Here is a 17,451-nt window from a genome sequence, read left to right on the forward strand (position 1 = left end):
GTTCAGTGGGGGTAGGCGCGGGGGATGCGTGTGTGGAGGAGTTCGTCGTGGAAGGTTTGGATGCGGGTGGTGACCTGTCGTCTGCCGATGGTGTTCTCGATGCGGTCGAGGTAGAGGCATCGGGCGGCGAGTGTGTCGAGGTCGACGGTGAAGTAGATGGCCATCAAAGGGTTGACGAACAGGGCGCCGTCGCGGGTGCGGCGGGTGAACTGGATGTCTCCGAAGGCGCCGCTGGTGGCGGCGGCGATCTGTCCTTGGACGATGCTGGGCCGGTCCGGGGTGGCGGCCTAGGCATCGGCGACCGCGTGGTACAGGGCTGCTTCGCGGCTGGTGCTGGGGATGGACAGGGCTCCGAGGTAGCCGCCGTCGCGGTCGAGTGCGGCGAGGTTCTCCAGCACGTGGGTGTGGTTAACGCCGTCGTGGGCGTCGATGCCGAAGCCGAGGCTGGTGACCAGCTTGACCGGTACGTCCAGCGCGGCGACGGCGGCGAGGCTGGTGATGTCTTCCACCGGAGTGCCGAGGTCGGCTTCGTCGCCGCGTAGGAGGATGTCGGTGCCGCCGTCAACCAATATGATCGCGTCGATGTCGAGGTGTTCGACCAGGTGCTGGTATGCCTGCCGGAGGGTCTGGACGCCGAGGGGTGGGAAGGCGTACATGGTCGAGGGTAGTTGTTGAGCGGCCAGCCAGCGGGCGAGTGTTCGTTTGGGGAAGTACCAGTTCCGGGCTTGTGGTGTCGGGCCGTACGGCGGCGACGTGCTCCGCCACCAAGGCGTGTCGGTCGATCAGCTCAAGTCCGGAGAAGGACAGGCTGGCCAGGTGCACCTGTGCGCCGCCGTGCCACAGGGCGAACGCCAGGGGCAGTCCGGCATACACGTCGAAACCCCGCCCGCGCCGGCGATGAGAATGCTCCGCGCCGGGGCCAGCGCGGCGAACAGCGGTGGAACGGCCAACGAGAACCCACCAGGGTCAGCCCGCAGCGAGTCGGGGGTCATCACCGCTCAATGATCAACCACGCCACGTCCGTCCACACCATCGTGGCCCACCGCAGCCCGGCAACAGCTCACATCTGGCGCGCCGCGACGCTGAGTCGGGCGCCGGGTGTCCAGGACAATGGAATCCGCCGCATCGGGCATGATCGGTGGTGATGAGCGGCGGGAATTCGATTCTTGGTGAGGCGCGTCGGCATCATCGTAAGCAGGTCAACGATGTGCTGCGTCGCCCGGGCATGTATGGCCGAGACGAGACAGCCGAGCGGCTGGTGTTGGAGGCGATGGCCGCTGTGAATGGCAGCCTGTCGCGGTGGTGGGCGGAGTGTGACGGGCTGCGCGAGCGGCGTGCCTTCACCGCTACCGGCGTTCGGGGCGCCTACTGCGACGTCCTGCCGGCAGGCGCGTTGCGGGACGCGACGGCATCGATGTATGCCGGCATCGCCCACAGGTGCGGCTGGCTCGACCTGGATCGGGCCTTGTCAAAGGCCGAGTATCGACAGTTGATGGCCGACCTCGACGGATGGGTTGCGCAGGACCGGACGCTGTCGGAGGTCATCGAGACGTTCGGCGCGCCGTCGCTCTGGATCGGCGGGACCAACTCGTTCTACTCCAAGACCTTCGCCTACACCACGGCGGACCCGGACGACCACCTGATCTGCCTGCACCTGTGGAACACTATCGCTAACGTCGCGCCTGACGCCCGGCTGCGTGGTGTGCATCCCGAGCCGGTGGTGCTCGCGGTGCGTCACCGGCCCGGGGACTTCTCGGGCTCGTTCTCGTTCACCCCGGAAGGGCTGCGTCGCAGACCGACGAGAGATCAGCAGAGCCCGCTCCGCCCGTCCTTCTGAATCCTCAACGGTGACCATGCCTGGTACCCCTCCGCAGTGTTCGACTGTCACGTGGCGTCGGCTTTGTGGTCGACGTCGTCCCGCTCGGTGGCCAGTGCGGCAGGCATCGGCAGCCCATACTTGTCGCACAGGAATCGGGTTTGACAATACCGTTGGGCGTCGGCGGCCACGCTGCCTAGGACTGCGGAGTTCATCCCGGCACCGATGAGGACGCCCACGAGTGGCACGGCCTTGGCGACGTTCTGAACGGGAACCCTGGCACCGGCCGGACCCACACGCAGCAGCAATTTCTCAAGGGCGGCCACGAGGCGATGGTCCGCGCGGAGCTTGACTGACCATCTCACGCGTCCCTTGATCGCGTTGGCCGCTCGTGCGGTCTCGCGCAGCGGCCCCACTTTGACCGCCTGTGCCATGAAGGACCGGTGTACTAGACGCTCGATGAAGAGCTGCTCGGAGGGATCTTTAGCGTCGTAGCCGTAGGAGTACGCGATGCGTGATGCGATCGACGCGCTCAGGACCTGGATGACGAGGATGTCCGCGGTCATCGCGGCGGGGATCCCGGCGACGGGGACCATGGCCAGCAGGCCCATGGCGCCACCTTCGACCGCGCCGGCGGTTCGCCACCTGAGTGTGTTGCGGGTCAGGAGCCGGTCGCACACCTTGAGGTCCTGCTGCTGCAGCTCAGCGAAACTGCCGAGTTCGAGGCCACGCTTACGGGCGACCTTCTCGACACCCTTCGGGTCGTTGAGCTCCAAGGCCCAGGCGTTGACCAGCTCCAGCAGCGCTACCGCGCCTTCGGCCGCCGGCCGCAGGGCCATGCTGGCAACCGCGTCACCCCCGCGACGGACTGGCTCCTTGATCGCCTCCGGCACAGCCCTGGTGGCGCGGATCGCGGCGTTTCGCGCGACCTCACTGGAGCAATCGAGCGCAGCGCTCGCCCAATTGGGCAGACCACGGCGGTTGTTGCGGCGCTGCCAGTGCTCGTTGAGCCTGTCCCATACCTGTCCTTCGTATGCACTCATCGGGATTGCCCCGTCCACGCGCGGATCGGTGACAGTGCTCATCGAAAGTTCTCCATTCGACTGCGATCATTGGGGCCATGCCAGCACTACGTCAAGGATGAGTTGGTCGGGCCACGGCGGGTCGAGGCTGACGTCCTCCGGCGGAACGAAGGTACGCGCGCTGGTGCGAGCAACCGCCCGGACAGCGTCGAGACGGCTGCGTGCCCTGTTGCTGCCTCTACGCCACTGTTTCGTCGGCTACTTGGGAGACCATCGTTGAAAAACCCGGCGAACCTCTTGCGGCCAGTCGCGAACGCCGTTGACCCAGCCCGCACCCGGCTCACCCGTATCCTTATTGACCACGAGGGCCGCGAGGGAACAGTCTTCGCCTCTGGACCGGCAGTCCTCGGATACATCGTCGAGAACGTGTCGAAGCTGGTTCCGCAGGCTGATGCCCTCCATCCCCAATGCCATGCCAAGCTCGCCGTAGGTGAGGAGGGTCCTCCGCGTGGCGGCGACGATCAACGCGGCACGGGCTTGGGAGACCCATAGAGTCCGGTTAGCCGATGTCATGCAGCGACAATGTCGCACCAGACGCGGCCATACATCGTCGGTGACGGCACAGTGCGTTGTCTGATCGACCGACGTGTCCTCTCATGCCGCGTTCTGCGCGCTGCGGTGGCGACGGCAGGCGGCGGGTCATCTGAGCCATCGGTTGAACCATGCGCGGGTGCGGTGGAGCACGTCGAGTTGGTGGTTGCGTTCGAGGATCGAGTGGTTTTCCCGGGGGTAGACGACGTACTCGTGCTCGACTCCGAACCTGCGTAGCGCGCGGTGGTAGAACTGCGCCTGTGAGACCGGAACGTTTGTGTCGTTTTCGCCGTGCAGGATCAGCACCGGTGTGTGGACTCTGGAGGCGTACGAAATCGGGCTGAGCTGGTCGTGGTGGTGTGGGCCTGGTCCTTCCCAGCCGCTGCTGCCGGCGAGGGCGGCCTCGAACGGTCCTTCCTCTCCGGTTGCGGCGAGCATTCCCCAGTCGCTGATTCCTGCTCCCATCACGGCGGCTTTGAACCGGTCGGTCTGTCCGACGGCCCAGGCGGCCATGAAGCCGCCGTGGCTCCAGCCGCCGATGCCCAGCCGGTTGGGGTCGGCGACGCCGTCGGCGATGAGCAGGTCGATGCCGGCGCGGATGTCGGTCCACTCGTCCAGGCCGACCGCGCCGGCGACGCGCGCTGCGAATTCGTGGCCGTGGCCTTGGCTGCCGCGCGGGTTCGGCAGGAACACGGCGTAGCCCGCGGTGGCCAGCCACTGGCCTGACGGGTGCCAGCCCAGCTGGAGGCGGTCGGCGTGCCGTTGGTATGGGCCGCCGTGAACAACTGTCACCAGTGGGAACGGTCCGTCCTTGCGGGACCTGCCGGTGGGCAGGATCAGCAGGCCGTCTAGGGCCAGCCCGTCGGATGCTTGGTACGACAAGCGTTCCTGGACACCCCACCGGATGTCGCGTAGTTCGGGCCTGAGATCGGTCAGCCTTGTCAGCGGCCCGCGAGTGGGGCCGGCGTGAACGTTCCCCGGCTCGTAGGACGTGCTCACCACTGCCGCGACGGCGTCACCGTGTCGGCTCGTGGTCAACGACGTCGCGAGGCCGTCGATCCGGGACACCTCGACGAGGTGAGGCCCGACCGGGTCGAGCCGGTGGATCGCGGTGTCGAGCCCGTCGGCGACCAGCACCAGCGGTGGACCGGTGTCGACCTGGACCAGGGCGCTCGGGCAGACGGTCGTGCCGGCGGTCAGGTTACGGTGCCCGCCCACCGGCCCGCTCATCGGCACGGCGACATCGAGAACTGCGTGTCCGCCCACCAGACCAGGCGGAGTCTTCGCGACATACGCCAGGTGCCAGCCGTCGTCGGCGGACCACCAGACGAGCGACGACGCGTCCGCCGCGGCCGGCCCGAGGTCCCGCGCCACGCCGCTGCCCGGGTCGAGCAGGTGCAGACTGGGCTCAAGAAGGCCCGGGTCTACGTCGGGGGTCGACCAGGTGAGGATGGCCAGCATTCCGTCGTCGGGCCGCTGGACTACCTCGACGACGTGACGATCGCCGCACGCATCCGGTGTCCGAACCTCCCGGCTGCGTAGGTCGAGCAGCCGCAGCCGGTCCGGGCGTACGCATTCACCCCACACCCGAGCGTCGTCGCGCTCCCTGTCCCGACGTTCGTCCTCGACGGACGTCTCATCGGCTGCGATGATCACGACCAGGTTCGGATCGGCTAGTGGGAGATGACCTGACACCCCACCGGCCCAGCACGTGACAGCCTGCACAACACCGTCGACCAGCCCCACCCGGTGCAGTTGCGCCGTGCCCCGCCCAGCCCGGTCCGAGAGAAAGTAGATCAGCAGCGAATCTCCGGCCCACTGCGGCGCCGAGTCGTACGCCTCACCCGAAGTCAACCGTCGCGGCGACGCGGTCCCGTTGACGGCGGCGACCCAGAGTTCGCTGACGGGGTGATCGCCAGGCCGCCCGACCGGGGCGACTACGTAGGCGACCCACTTGCCGTCCGGCGACAGCGCCAACGCCTGCGGAACGCGGCCGTCAACCACCAACTCGGCGGTGAGCTGGGTACGGGCCACCAAGGCACAGTATCGATCAACTCCTGCGGCGGCCAACCGGTGCCGCAACGCGCCACGGCATGGCGGACGCGAACGAGGTGATCGCGCCTCGGCTCGGTCTTCCCGTATTGCCGTTCGTCGACCGGCCGGATGTCAACGAGCAGCCACCGGGCGGCGTGCGTTGGAAGACCGGGCCGCTAGTGCGGTACGCCGCCGGCCGTCCGTTTGTCTGCCTCGACGACGAGATCACCAATGCCGACCGCCGGTGGGTTGCCGCGCACCATCCGCGCCCCGCGTTGCTGCGCCGCGTCGATCCGCATCGCAGGTTGACAGGCGCTGATCTCGACACCGTTCATCAGTGGCTTGCGCGGCCGCGCGGGATCCGAGATAGCCGTCCGCGCTACCGGCGATAGCAATCTCTCTATCTATGTCTCGCAGTGCAGGACGATCGTGAGCCTCGGCGTGCCGACCCCACCGATGCCGCAGAAAGCGGCCGAAACGACGATCCACCTGCTGGGCAGCCACGCGGCGTGGCGACACGGTTCTCTGAAGGTGATACGCGCGCTGGCCCGCCACGAACGAGCTCCTACCTCGATCGCCGTCCTTTGAACAGCCGACGACCTCACACAGCGGTACACGTACGTAGACGATCCGCCCGACGTGGCCACCGGGCTGACCCTCGACCCTGACGCCCCCAGCGGCGGCATCCACGAGAGCATCCGCGACGACCACCACTTGGGGGTGACCCTGCGGCCCGGCCTCATGTCCGGGTTCGCCATCGCCGCCTACACCTCCGACCGCAACACCACAGAGGCCGACGTGTGGAAGAGGTGGAACGCCGCGAAGGACGCCACCGACCGGTGGTTGAAGCCGCGCCGCCTGATCCTTATCGACATTACTGGTGGCCTGCCCGGCGACGGCCCGGCCCGAGACGACAAGCTGATCATCCGAGCGTTCAACGACGACGCCGTCTGCGACGAGCGGGTCATCGTGTTCGACGGCGGGCCCCGGGACGCCGACGAGCGGGCCGCACGCTGGCTGTGCGCCAACACCCTCGGCCCCGTCCACGCTGAGGGGCGCGGGCAAGAGTGGGACTACGGGAAGGTTCCCGACAGCGACACGGCGTTGTGGCGGCAGCGGGCAGCCGATCTACTGGCAGCCGTCGCCGACGAGAGGAACTAGCATGCCCGCCTCCATCGACCGCATCCGAAAGCACTGGAAGGTGAAGCCCAGCAAGCAGGACAAGGGGCTGGAACTCACCATCACCGTCGTCGCCTACGACAACGGGCTCGTTCAGGTCGACGGTGTCCTCATCAACTCAACCCCCAACCCCGACCCGGGCGAAGGCTGGCTGGTGGCTGCCGAGACGGTCACCTCGACCCTCGTCGAGTTCCGTAAGGATGCGATCAAGCGGCAGAAGAAGATGAAAAGTGATGGTGCCTGATGTCGACGCCGAAGGTGCCTGCGAAGGTGACCGCAGAGTTGCGCCGTCATCTCGCCGACTATGAGGCCGAGCTGCTGGCCGGGGGCTATACCGACCGGGTGCAGGAGGCCCGCCGGGATCACGCTCTCGACTTCGTGTTGTTCCTGGAGGGGCGGTTCTCTCCGGCGACGGAGAAGGGGAAGCAGCGGCGGGTGTGACCGCCGAATGGTGGGGCCGGTTGCCTTCGGGTGGCCGGCTCTTGGCGTTGTCAAGCCCCTGGTAGGCATCCTCAAGATCGTCTATCCTTGAGCGAGATGATCTTGAGCAAGGTCAGCACCCAAGTAGGAACACACGTCGAGCAGTATGCGAACAATCCTGTCGAGGCCGATCACAGCCGGCTCAAACACCGGCTCCGATCGATGCGCGGGTTGCACACCGACCGTACCGCCCAGGCCGTCATCGCCGGACATGCCTTCATCCAGAACCTATGCCGCGGACACCACGAAATCGCCGTCGACGAAACACCCTCGACGAAACACCCTCGACTACGGCTCGCCGCCGCGTTCGCGATCGTGCGTGCACGTTACGCTGCCCTGGTCAAGCAAATCTGGAAATTCGTCCGCGAGCAACTTTCTGAGGCGTTCGCTGCGGAACCTGTACACACCGTTGAACGAGTAGAGAATGCCCTTGGCGCACGCATCATCAAGGAATCGCAGTAGCCTCTTAGGTCCGAATCCAGCTCTGCTGATTTGCCAAAATGATAGCGCAGCGGCCCACGTCTTTGAAGAGGTAAATCCGGCCAGGCCGCCAAGAACAATGAAACATGTCACTGCGGCTAGGAAGCCGAAAGCCTCCTTCCCTTCGGAGATGAAGACTGCTATAACTATCCCCAAAAGTATGATGCGGTACGAGTTGTCCGTGGTGCTCGTTCGGACCTCCCTCCGCCACCAGGATTGTGGATCCGACGCTGGCCTTGCCAGCCGCTCCGGGAGTGAAAGTCTACTGTGGCGGACGGGTCGGTGCCATCGCTTCGGCTCCGCAGGGGGGACGCCACCTATCCCTCTATTTACGACACCGACCAAAATCCCGTACCCCAGGCAGATAGCAAGGGGGATTGTGGCGTCCAAGCCCAACATCGTTGATCCAACGAGTGCGGTCAAGGTAGACACACCAACCGCGAAAGCTAGGCTGACGCGCTTTCTGAACTTCACTGGCGCCCAATCGGAAATTTTCCACCAAGCGATTTCCCGCGCCGCGGCCCGATGCGGCGTTACGCCGCCTTCGGGCGGTTCCTGCGCGGGATCAGCTTGGTCGTCGCCTCGGCCGTGGTCTTCTTCAGCTCCGCCAGCACCGAGGTGTAGGTGTCGGCGGTCAGGTTGTAGGAGGAGTGGCCGAGGGTGTCCTGGATTTCCTTGATGGTTGCCCCGGTCGCGAGCATCAGGGTCGCGGCGACGTGCCGGAGGTCGTGGAACCGTACCGGCGGCAGCTCGCTGCGTTCGACGAGCCGGTCGAACCGGCCGGTGACCGTCTCCGGGTGCCACGGCTTTCCGTCTCGCTGGCGGACGAAGAAGATGTCGGTGTCGACCCAGGCGTCACCGGCGACGACCTTCCACGCGGCACGGCGGAACAGGTACCGGCGCAGGTTCGTCACGCTCTCGTCGCTCAGGTCGACGACCCGGTCCCCGGCCGCCGACTTCACCGCCTTTTCGACGATCTTGTAGCCGACGCTGGTGCGCTGGGTGGTGATGGTGATCGCGGCGGCTTCCAGGTCGACGTCGTAGTCGTGCAGGCCGCACAACTCACCCCGCCGTGGCCCACGGTGAACAGCCTGGTCGAACAGGTCAGAGACAGATCTACGGCGAAACGGTGACGATTCGAGGCGCGATGGTTAATGGAGTCCCGCGAATAGGAACGGCATTTGTTCCGTCGAAGTTCCCTAGAACACCTTGAGGGGCGGTATGGCTGACATTGGATCGGAATCACGGCAGGGGGAGGCGCCTCGTCCGTTGACCAGGGCAGAACATGGGGTCATTGAGGCGATACTATCCGTGGATGTGCCGGGTGTGGTTGAGCTACGAGCGCAGCTCATTGGCATGCGAGTACTGCGCCACTGGCCACCCGCCGGTTCTCCAAGTGTTGATTTGGTGACCTCGCCAGGGACGCCGAGGTCACCGTTGGGCGAGTCGATCCTCCCAGTGGATGCAAATGTTGTCGATGACAACGGCGAGTACGCGGGGGAGTTGATTCTTTGGCTGACGGATGGAAGGATCTCCAGTTTGGAGTACTCCTGGGTTACCGATTCCATGCCTCGGTCACTGCCGCCGGTGCGGAATATACAAGTTGATCGCCGCTGCGGATCAGAAGGTTAGGGGTTCAGTCTCACAGAGGCTCGTCGACCGTCGCGCCGGTGGTTACCAGCCGTGGTGGTGCTCCGTTGGTGCTCGGATGTTCGGAACCTGACCAGCACGCTCGGAACGGGACCAGCACAGCACGTCCTGCACGGCCGATCGCCGCCTGCGGAAGGTTGGAACCCCGCTCCCGTCATCGCCCTGACCAGCAGACACGCGGTCGTCCGTTTCAGCATGTATAAGCACGCAGCAGCACCCATGCTGCTCCGCTTACGCAGCGTAGAGAGCATCTGACGGGTTCGGACTACGGATCAGAAGGTTAGGGGTTCGAGTCCCTTCGGGCGCACTTCATGATCAAGGTCGTGACCAGCGGAAATGCAGGTCACGGCCTTGATCGCTTCTACGCCTTGGGACGGAATTTCCCGGGGTCTGGGATTTGGTGCTCCGATGGTGCTCCGCTGTCACTGTGCTGTTTCGGCGGGGGTTCGTGCCGTTCCGTGCTGAACAGGGCGTTTGCGTGTCGCCTGGTCTGGATCATGGTCGGAATGCCGGTGCGTCAGGTACGGCCGTTGTCCACTGTGGTCGACGTTGTGGATCTTCTCTGGCGGGGTGGGTGCCTCGGGTGGTCGGCCGGGGTTGACCTGGGTTGGCGCACGGTCGCGAGCGGGGCCGGGATGTCGGCCGGGGCGAGCATCGGCGGTGACGGCCGGAAGGGTTTACGCATCTGATTGCGCTCTGCTGGTCGCCCGGCCGGCCCGGCGACGATCCGATTCTCGGGCGTGGCCACGTTCTCGTTGCTCGGTATCGGGTCGGGTGGGGCCCCGTTTGTAGGCGGCTCCCGGACCGGGGTCTGGACAAGAGGTTTGTCCCGGCGGTGCGACGGGTGCGGTGCGGCCGGTCGGCGTGGCGGGCCGGGCCGGCGTCGGCGACCGGGACCGGCACGACTTCGGGTCGACGGGCTTCACGCCGCTGAGGCCGGTACCCCGTCGGTGCGGGAAGACTGCGACGAGGGCGAGGCGACGGTGCACGCTCATCAGCGTAAGACGTTCTGCGTCAAGCCCTTGGTCGGTGCCTCGTCCGTCGTCTGTCCCGGCATAGCGGTAACGGGGTTGGTCCCGGCAGCGTGTAATCGGGTTGGTGAGACGACGGGCGGGGCTGCCCATGATGAGCGTCGAGGTAGCCGTGGTTCCTCAATGCCGCGTGGGGCTCGCCCCGACCGGGCTTGACGGGTCGCCTGCAGATGTCAGGCGGCGATGGGCATCACCGTGCGGGGTTCGGCGCCGTGGGTGGCGATGGCCGGGTCCCAGGCCCGGCCGGTGGTGACGACGGCGTGCAGTTGCCGCAGGATCGCTGCGGCGATCACGGCTTGGGCCTGGGTGACGGCGAGCTTGTTCTGCGCCCGGGTGGTCAGGTGGGTGAACCGGGCGGCGTAGACCGGGTTGGCGCGTTGCGCGCCCCAGACCGCTCGCCATGCGGCCAGCCGTAGCCCGGGACGTCCTTGTCCGGTCAGTTTGGTACGGCCCTTGAACGTGCCGGACAGCTTCTCTCGTGGGGCCAGGCCGGCGTGCTTGACCAACGCTCGGGCACTGGCAAATCGTTTCGGGTCGCCGGTCTCGGCCAGGATCGCCGCGGCGCCGACCGCCGACAGACCGGGGATCGAGGTCACGAGGTCGGTCAGGCGCAGCTCGTCCAGGACCGTGGTCATCCGCGCCTCGATGTCCAGCAGCCGACGGTGGGTCTCGAGCCAGTCGCCGAGCAGCAGCGCCACCCGCTCCAAGGCACCCACACGGTGGGCGATCACGCCGGCGGGATCGGTCAACGCCGCGAACACCAGCCGCACGATCCGCAGGCAGGGTCGCTGCCGGCCGCGTCGGACGACCTCGCGGCGCACCGCCGTCTCAAGCCGCACCAACCCGAGCCGGCGGGTCCGGGACAGATCGCCGCCATCACGGTCCACCACAACGCTCATCGCGGCGGTCCACGTCAGGGAACGAAAGGGTTGCCGGGCGGTCTGCAACGCCGCCGGCCAGACGCACTCCAGCAGGGCTCGGATCTGCTGGACCTGACTGCCGGCTTCTACCAGCAGCTGCTCGCGGCGAGCGCCCAGATGCCGCAGCCGGCCCCACGTCTCATCGACTGGCTCGGGAACGTAACAGCGCAGCTGCGCCGTGAGCCGGGCAATGATCACGGCGTCTTTCTCGTCGGTCTTGTCGAAGGTCAGATCCTCGCTGCGCCGCGCCCATGACGACAGCATCGGCTGGACGCACACGAACGGCATGTTCCGTTCCCCGGCCAGCTGACCCAGCACCCGCCAACGGTGACCGGTCGGCTCACACGCCACCGTCGCCCCGGCGAAGCCCTTGGCCGCGGCCTGCTTCCCCGCCCAGTCCAACGCCACACCCAGATCCCAGGCGCGGCACCGGAATGTTCTGCGTGCCAACACTTTCGAGTCATGGTCGGTGACCACGACCATCTGCTTCTTGTCTGCCAGATCGATGCCGACGATCGCGTTCACGGGCGGGACCAGCATCCGCAACCGAGCCAGCCGCGCGTTGCGGTTGCGATCACCGCGGGACACACCGCTACCGTTACCCATGAACGTCCTCCTCCTGCGATGGGACACCAAGCCCGACAAGCGCATCCGGGGGACGTTCCGTCGTCCTGCATCGACACGCAGAACGTCTTTCTATGCCGATGACAGCGTGTTGCTCCTCGACTCAGCAATGTTGGTCCAACTATCGTTCTGGTCTGTGGAGCCATCAGAGATCCGCCCAAGAGAATGGGCGCAGCGCATCTCAACTTGCCCTAGCCCACTCGGCAAAACCGAGGATGCGATCACCGATCTGTCGGCGCTGTTGAGAGACCTAGGCCCGAACGGCCGCCCATACGCGACCGAGGTGACGATAGAGTCTTCCGGGCGTTCCATAAACGTTCGCGAAGCCACTCGCTACCTCCCCTCCGTTGGCCTGATCCAACAAACGGACGATGAGTGCCTTGCAGTTACGGAGCTGGCCCAGACCTGGCTCTCCTCGGCGGACGACGCAGTGCTGATGCACATTCTCCATGCCGGCGTCCAGTACTTCGGAGAGCTATTGGCTGTCCTAGATAGTGTTGGTGGCAGCGCCAGCAACGCCGAACTGCTTGATGCTGGTCGGGTCCGCTACGCGATGAACTGGGCCAGCCTCGACCCTATTCGCCGGCGAACGTCCTGGCTGCGCGCAGCTAACCTAGTGGAACAGTACGAAGGTCAGGTGCGGATCACGGATGCCGGTAAGTCTTTCATTCAAAGCCTGGATATCGCCAAGCCACTTGCTAGCATAACTTTTACCTCAAACGTATCGGCACCATCTCCCATGCCGGAGGTATTGGCACTCCTTGCCAAAACAACTGACGAGACCCTGCAGCGACGCGATAGGGTCTCGAATTACTTAGCCACGCTTGATGGCTCTGCCATCCTAGCGATTCGTGAATTCGTGCAGAAGTTAAGAGTTCGGTCGACGGAAGCCACATTTGTTCAGCATGTGGAATCGCGATGCCGCATATCCGCCTCAAGCGCGGCGATGATGCTCGCGACGCTGCGAAAGCTCGGCTTGGTTGAAAGAGTTGGGGTGAATGCCTTTCAGGCGACGTCCCTGGGGGCTGCTTGGTCCGAAGACGGCAACGCGGTCGACCTTATACATATTGCACATTGCCGCCTTTGGGGTCTTGGTGAAGTTCTTGCACTCATGGATGGTTCGCCTAAGGGCGGCCAGCATCTCCTCAAGGCGGTCGGGCTCCCATCGACTGCGCGTGAGCGTCTTCGCCTTCTGGCCGAGGCGAATCTAGTTCAGAAGTTTGACCAAGCACGCTACGTAATTACGCCCCTCGGCCTTGCGGTTCGGGAAGAGTTACCCAAATTGGCGGTTGCGATACCTGGTGAATTGGAGCACGAGACTAAGTCTCGCCACGAAGCGCCAGCCAAACCCTCAGCGGAGGCTGTTGCGGAGGAGCTTGAACTGGCAAGCGTTACCTCCGACGACTCAACGCGACTCGAGAAGGCCGTCGCGACAGCACTTGAACTGCTGGGGTTGGCCGAGGTTACCATCTTGGGCGGCCAAGGGCGTACGGACGTCATCGGAACTCTGCCTCGACCATGGCATGACGGCTCGGCCATTTGCTTCGACGCCAAGTCGTCCTCAATTGGAATGGTGCCTGAATCTAGGGTGTCCTTTGGCGGACTGGCCGAACATCGGCAAAAGCATGGCGGACGCTGGTCTGTGCTTGTCGGGCCCGCGTTCCACCATCGTGTTCACGCAATGGCCAAAAGTGATGGGCAGGTATCCGTGCTCGATGTCGCGTATCTCGCGAAAGCGGTAATGCAAAACGCGCATGCACCATTGCTTCCCGAGCAACTCCGAGAGCTTTTTGCGCCTAGCCACAGCTGCGAGCGCGTTCGTAGCATTGAGCAACTTCGTCATGATGCTGACGAGACTCGGAATCTTCTCAGCCTCGTCCTAACGGCGCTTGAGGAGGAGGCACGCAACCCACTGGACGATGGTTGGCTAAGTCCACGGGACGTCGTAAGAGCCTGCCGGCCGCAGTCGCAGTTGACCGTCACTGAAGTCAGTGAGCTTCTTTCCGGGTTGTCCACCTTGCCATGGGTTGGAGGTATCGAGCACAAGGGGCAGCAGCAGTTTCGCCTCATCGCGCCAGCGGACGATTTACTTGCCCGCGTTCGGTTCCTAGCGCTAGGAATGAGATTAGAATAGTGACGACTCGGCCGACGCTGGAACTGCGAAAAGCCCGCACGTCAGGGGCGAACGCACTGCCTGCCGCTGACAACGCATGGCACCGACGTCGTAGCCGCCCGACACATTTCTGCCGATGACCGCCTCGATAACGGCGATGCCGACTACGGATTTGATGTTGACCAAGATGTCGAACGACTGTTTGATCAACCCGCTGACCACGTCGGATGATTCTTGTCGCGGAGATGGCCTCCGGCATGCAGCTTGTTGCACTGCGCGGAGACAGCTCGACGGTTCATAGCCGCAGCACCCGAAGTTGATTTGGTACGCCTGCATGATCTCCACCGCGGTTGCCCCGCCGAGTGCCGGGCGTCAATCGTCGCCCATTCGAGACGCATCATCGCCAAGCTGATCTTTCGATCAGCGCCGCGGTTTGTGCGTACGCTCCGCCGGATGTCACCGCCCAAGCGGTCCACGACGTACCTAGCCTCTCGATCTCCAGGTCGACCGCATCTCCAGGGTTGAGAACCAACCGGCCTTCCATGACATCACAGTCGGAGATGCCGGTGTCGAGGGTGCCTCCGCATGGCAGCTTTAGCGTTACGTCAACGTTGAGGAAGTCGCCTCGCCAGCCGAGTGTTTGGGAGACCTCGGCCACCGTCGCCGAGATGGGAAAGACATCCTGGCACTCGCAGTGCCGACACCCGCAGTAGTCGCCATGCCGACCCGCCCTCAGCAGGTTCTCCATACGGGCCTTCGCAACAGTGAACGGTGCCTCGACAAAGTATTCGCGGCCTCCAAGCGCTCTGCGTCCGAGCGATCGAAGCACGCCGAGTAGCCGCCGCTCAGTTCTTTTCACGCACGACAGCTCGGCAGACGTCCAGGTGTGCGTGACACGGAGGTTGAGCCGACCACCATTGGTCGTCAGAGTCCGCAAGCGCTGGTCGGGATTGCTTGTTCGGCCACCCTTCACCACACCGTTGTCGTAGCGGAGGAGGTAGACGTATCCCACATCAGAACGGCGTTCCACGGGCACGGACCCTACCCGCAGGGTCCGACACTGTCTCCGCGCGATCCGTACAGCCATGGCAACGTCGCCGAGCATGCGGGGCAAGGTCTCTGCGGGGCCTACAGCCAATGGTGGAGCGGCCGGCGCAGCAGGCGGTCGCCTATGGTGCGCGTGCAGGCAGTATCCCAAAGGCCCGGGGTTATCCGATGTCATGTGGCACCGCTGCTTTGGCGTCCGGGATTGATTAATCAGACCGTCGTCGATATCGCAGCCCTGGCGCGCGGTCGAGATCGAGAACGAAACTGTCAGGCGGCGGAACCTTGCCGTCCGTCAGAGGTAGCGCGACGGTGAGGCTGTAGCCGTTAGCGGCGTATATCGCAGGCCCAATGCGGTCGAGGCGGTCGGGGGTTCTCCGACGCCATAGGTGCAGCGAGCCCGCACTGCGGGTCAGGCGGACGGTGCCGGGCACCTCGTCGCAGGAGTAGGTGCCAAGTGTGGCGTGGGCCGCTTCGGCATCGACACCAGCCGGGTGAGCGGGTTCGGGCGCGAGGCGGCTCAACAGGGCGCGCGACAAGAGTTCGCCCGTGTCGGTGCCGGAGTCCTGGGTGAATTCGGTGAGGGCAGCGGCGGCGACGTGGTCTGCGGCTATTTGGGCGTGGTTGGACAGGCAGATGATGCGGAGTCCTGAGCTGGTGAGATGGGTGGCGGCGGAGAACCCCTGTTCGTGGCCGTAGTGGAAGACGGCGGTGCGGCCGGGGCGGGGATCGGCGTATAGCCCAGCGCCGTATGTGAAGGGCGGGTGGTCGCTCGGATGGTAGCCAAGGTGCTGTGCGAACGGAAGCGTGTCGTCGGCTGCGGGCTGCCATTTGTGCCAGAGGTGGGCGAGCCAGCGGTCCAGGTCAGCGGCGGTGCACCAGAGAGACCCGGGGCCGGGCAGGGCGGCCGGGCGCTGCTGGTGCTGCCATCTGCCGGCGACGGCCTGGTAGCTGGCAGCGGCCCCGGGGATCACCTCGCGCGGATCGGTCTTGAAGCGGGCTGAGGTCATGCCGAGCGGGGTGAAGACGTGCCGATCGGCGATCTCGTGGAGTTCGCTGCCGTACACATCCGTGAGGACTTGAGCGAGGAGGAGGTAGCCGGTGTTGCTGTACAGGAAGCGACCCGGCTCGACGGCGCGGTGCCGCTGGCGGTAGGCGAGTTGGAGCAGGTCGTCGGCGGTGTAGTGATCGAGTTCGCGGAAGCCGGCCAGGGACAGCAGCGATTCGGCGTCTCGGATGCCGCCGCGGTGCTGGATGAGATCGCCGATGGTGACATCGGGGATGTGAAAACGGGGCAGGATGTCGGCAACGGGCCGGGCCAGGGTGAGGACGCGGTCACGGGCGGCGAGGATGCACAGGTACGCGGTGATCTGCTTGGCGACGGAGCCGATGTTGAAGGCAGTGTTCTCCCCGACGGGCACGGCGAGTTCGAGACTGGCCATTCCGGTGTGGGCCTGCGCCGGCGGAGCGTCGGCCTGGCGGACGCGCAGGATGACGCCGGGATCGCCCAGCCGGTCCGCGGGGGCAGTCTCGGTAGAGGCGGGTGAGGTGTGGGAGGGGTTCACAGGCTGAGAGCCTCGCGGTGGACAAGGCGCAGGCGTTCCCGCAGGTCGGGGGCGGTGATCAGGGTGAGCGCGCGGGCGTGGCCGGCGGCGGTGGCGGCGAGCAGTCGGCGCTGCTGGTCGAGGTAGGCGGCCAGGAACCGGTGTAGGTCGCCGTTGGTTTCGGGCAGGACGCGAGCGGTGTAGATCATGGTGAGGGGGAAGGCGAAGCAGGCGTGCAGGAAGCCGAAGGCAGGTCTGTTCGTCTTCTTCCAGGGAGAGTAGAACCGCGCGTCGTCGCTGATCTCGCAGGCGGTGGCGCTCAGGGCGTCGTTGAGCCAGTTGTGGCCCGCCTCGTGGATCAGATCGCGAGCCAGTACGACGGGCTCGTCGACGTGGTCGCAGTAGATCGTGCCGGGCAGCCGGGTGATGGCCCAGCTGTCGAGGGTGTCGCCGAGTTGCTTATGGCGTAGCAGGCAGACGACGACCGCGTGGCTGGCGAGAAGGTCGGCGAAACCGTTCCTCGCGCCGGCGGCGTACGCGGCGGCGGCCAGTTCCCGCAGGTTCGGCGGGGCGGCGGTAGTGTCCGGGCCCAGTACGTAGTACGGGGTCTCGGAGATCGCCGAGCGAGGCATGCGGTCCAGGTCGGGGGCAAGGACGATGCGCGGACCGACGGCGGTGGGCGTCAACAGCGCCGTCGCGTTTGCGTCTGGGTGGGCGCCGTACCAGTTGAAGATGGCAGTTTCACGGGCGCGAGCGGCGGCCTCCGCGCCTTCGAGGACGTGGTGGGCCAGGCAGTAGTCGGCGGCGGCCGTTCCTGGCGGGTCGGGAATGCTGGCCGTCGGCTGGACGGCGGGCTTGAGGGCGGCGCGAATCCGGCGGGTGCGGTCGCGGTGGTGGGCCTGGATGGGGGTGAACGAGAAGGA

Annotated in this window: 17 protein-coding genes; 8 read left to right on the forward strand and 9 right to left on the reverse strand. The window is 65.5% G+C overall.

Annotation, left to right across the window (positions count from 1 at the left end):
* Positions 1 to 2: 2 nt before the first annotated feature.
* Together E1258_RS34930 and E1258_RS34935 are read right to left on the reverse strand one after the other, a co-directional pair.
* Entirely contained in the window at positions 3 to 164 is a 162-nt protein-coding gene (locus E1258_RS34930; protein WP_243715528.1) for a hypothetical protein, read from the reverse strand.
* Between the two features lie 123 nt (positions 165 to 287).
* Positions 288 to 683, reverse strand: a complete 396-nt coding sequence (locus E1258_RS34935; RefSeq protein WP_256371015.1) for a DUF1152 domain-containing protein — start codon at positions 681 to 683, stop codon at positions 288 to 290.
* 461 nt (positions 684 to 1,144) lie between these two features.
* Between E1258_RS34935 and E1258_RS17985 the strand changes: the two genes are divergently transcribed.
* Positions 1,145 to 1,837, forward strand: a complete 693-nt coding sequence (locus E1258_RS17985) for a hypothetical protein (protein WP_132402492.1) — start codon at positions 1,145 to 1,147, stop codon at positions 1,835 to 1,837.
* Between the two features lie 47 nt (positions 1,838 to 1,884).
* Here E1258_RS17985 and E1258_RS17990 read toward each other — a convergent pair whose 3' ends face one another.
* Together E1258_RS17990 and E1258_RS17995 are read right to left on the reverse strand one after the other, a co-directional pair.
* Positions 1,885 to 2,901, reverse strand: coding sequence for an EcsC family protein (locus E1258_RS17990; protein ID WP_132402495.1), 1,017 nt, complete (start codon positions 2,899 to 2,901; stop codon positions 1,885 to 1,887).
* Between the two features lie 636 nt (positions 2,902 to 3,537).
* Positions 3,538 to 5,463 (reverse strand): S9 family peptidase, encoded by a 1,926-nt coding sequence (locus E1258_RS17995; RefSeq protein WP_132402498.1) that lies wholly within the window; start codon positions 5,461 to 5,463, stop codon positions 3,538 to 3,540.
* 59 nt (positions 5,464 to 5,522) lie between these two features.
* On the opposite strand from E1258_RS17995, the gene E1258_RS18000 reads away from it, so the two are divergent.
* The 6 genes from E1258_RS18000 to E1258_RS35925 all read left to right on the forward strand — a co-directional run bounded on the left by E1258_RS18000 (position 5,523) and on the right by E1258_RS35925 (position 7,584).
* Entirely contained in the window at positions 5,523 to 5,855 is a 333-nt protein-coding gene (locus E1258_RS18000; RefSeq protein ID WP_207919609.1) for a hypothetical protein, read from the forward strand.
* 37 nt (positions 5,856 to 5,892) lie between these two features.
* Positions 5,893 to 6,051, forward strand: coding sequence for a hypothetical protein (locus tag E1258_RS33980; RefSeq protein WP_207919610.1), 159 nt, complete (start codon positions 5,893 to 5,895; stop codon positions 6,049 to 6,051).
* A 51-nt stretch (positions 6,052 to 6,102) separates the two neighbouring features.
* Entirely contained in the window at positions 6,103 to 6,624 is a 522-nt protein-coding gene (locus tag E1258_RS18005; protein WP_132402501.1) for a hypothetical protein, read from the forward strand.
* 1 nt (position 6,625) lies between these two features.
* Positions 6,626 to 6,886, forward strand: a complete 261-nt coding sequence (locus E1258_RS18010; protein WP_132402504.1) for a hypothetical protein — start codon at positions 6,626 to 6,628, stop codon at positions 6,884 to 6,886.
* 26 nt (positions 6,887 to 6,912) lie between these two features.
* Positions 6,913 to 7,083, forward strand: coding sequence for a hypothetical protein (locus E1258_RS33425; RefSeq protein WP_165949819.1), 171 nt, complete (start codon positions 6,913 to 6,915; stop codon positions 7,081 to 7,083).
* Positions 7,084 to 7,179: 96 nt separating this feature from the next.
* Positions 7,180 to 7,584: a DDE-type integrase/transposase/recombinase gene (locus E1258_RS35925; protein ID WP_371688634.1), complete on the forward strand. Its 405-nt coding sequence runs from the start codon at positions 7,180 to 7,182 to the stop codon at positions 7,582 to 7,584.
* A gap of 551 nt (positions 7,585 to 8,135) precedes the next feature.
* On the opposite strand, the gene E1258_RS18020 is transcribed toward E1258_RS35925, so the two are convergent.
* Positions 8,136 to 8,705 carry a site-specific integrase gene (locus E1258_RS18020; RefSeq protein ID WP_256371016.1) on the reverse strand — a complete coding sequence of 190 codons (570 nt, stop codon included), beginning with the start codon at positions 8,703 to 8,705 and terminating at the stop codon, positions 8,136 to 8,138.
* Positions 8,706 to 10,456: 1,751 nt separating this feature from the next.
* Positions 10,457 to 11,809, reverse strand: coding sequence for an IS110 family transposase (locus E1258_RS18025; protein WP_165949820.1), 1,353 nt, complete (start codon positions 11,807 to 11,809; stop codon positions 10,457 to 10,459).
* Here E1258_RS18025 and E1258_RS18030 point away from each other — a divergent pair.
* Positions 11,808 to 13,961, forward strand: a complete 2,154-nt coding sequence (locus tag E1258_RS18030; RefSeq protein ID WP_132402513.1) for a hypothetical protein — start codon at positions 11,808 to 11,810, stop codon at positions 13,959 to 13,961. The two genes, E1258_RS18025 and E1258_RS18030, sit on opposite strands and share 2 nt — an antisense overlap.
* A gap of 376 nt (positions 13,962 to 14,337) precedes the next feature.
* Here the strand turns inward: E1258_RS18030 and E1258_RS18035 are convergent, their stop codons facing one another.
* The 3 genes from E1258_RS18035 to E1258_RS18045 all read right to left on the reverse strand — a co-directional run.
* The gene (locus E1258_RS18035; RefSeq protein WP_165949821.1) at positions 14,338 to 14,970 is read right to left on the reverse strand and encodes a GIY-YIG nuclease family protein; all 633 of its coding nucleotides are present in this window, start codon (positions 14,968 to 14,970) and stop codon (positions 14,338 to 14,340) included.
* A 223-nt stretch (positions 14,971 to 15,193) separates the two neighbouring features.
* Positions 15,194 to 16,549, reverse strand: coding sequence for a serine hydrolase (locus E1258_RS18040; protein ID WP_165949822.1), 1,356 nt, complete (start codon positions 16,547 to 16,549; stop codon positions 15,194 to 15,196).
* Positions 16,546 to 17,451: HEXXH motif-containing putative peptide modification protein (locus E1258_RS18045; RefSeq protein WP_132402522.1), on the reverse strand; the 906-nt coding region annotated here is incomplete at its 5' end. The genes E1258_RS18045 and E1258_RS18040, both read right to left, overlap by 4 nt.

Origin of the sequence: Micromonospora sp. KC207, assembly GCF_004348615.1 — a bacterium.
Lineage (GTDB): Bacteria > Actinomycetota > Actinomycetes > Mycobacteriales > Micromonosporaceae > Micromonospora.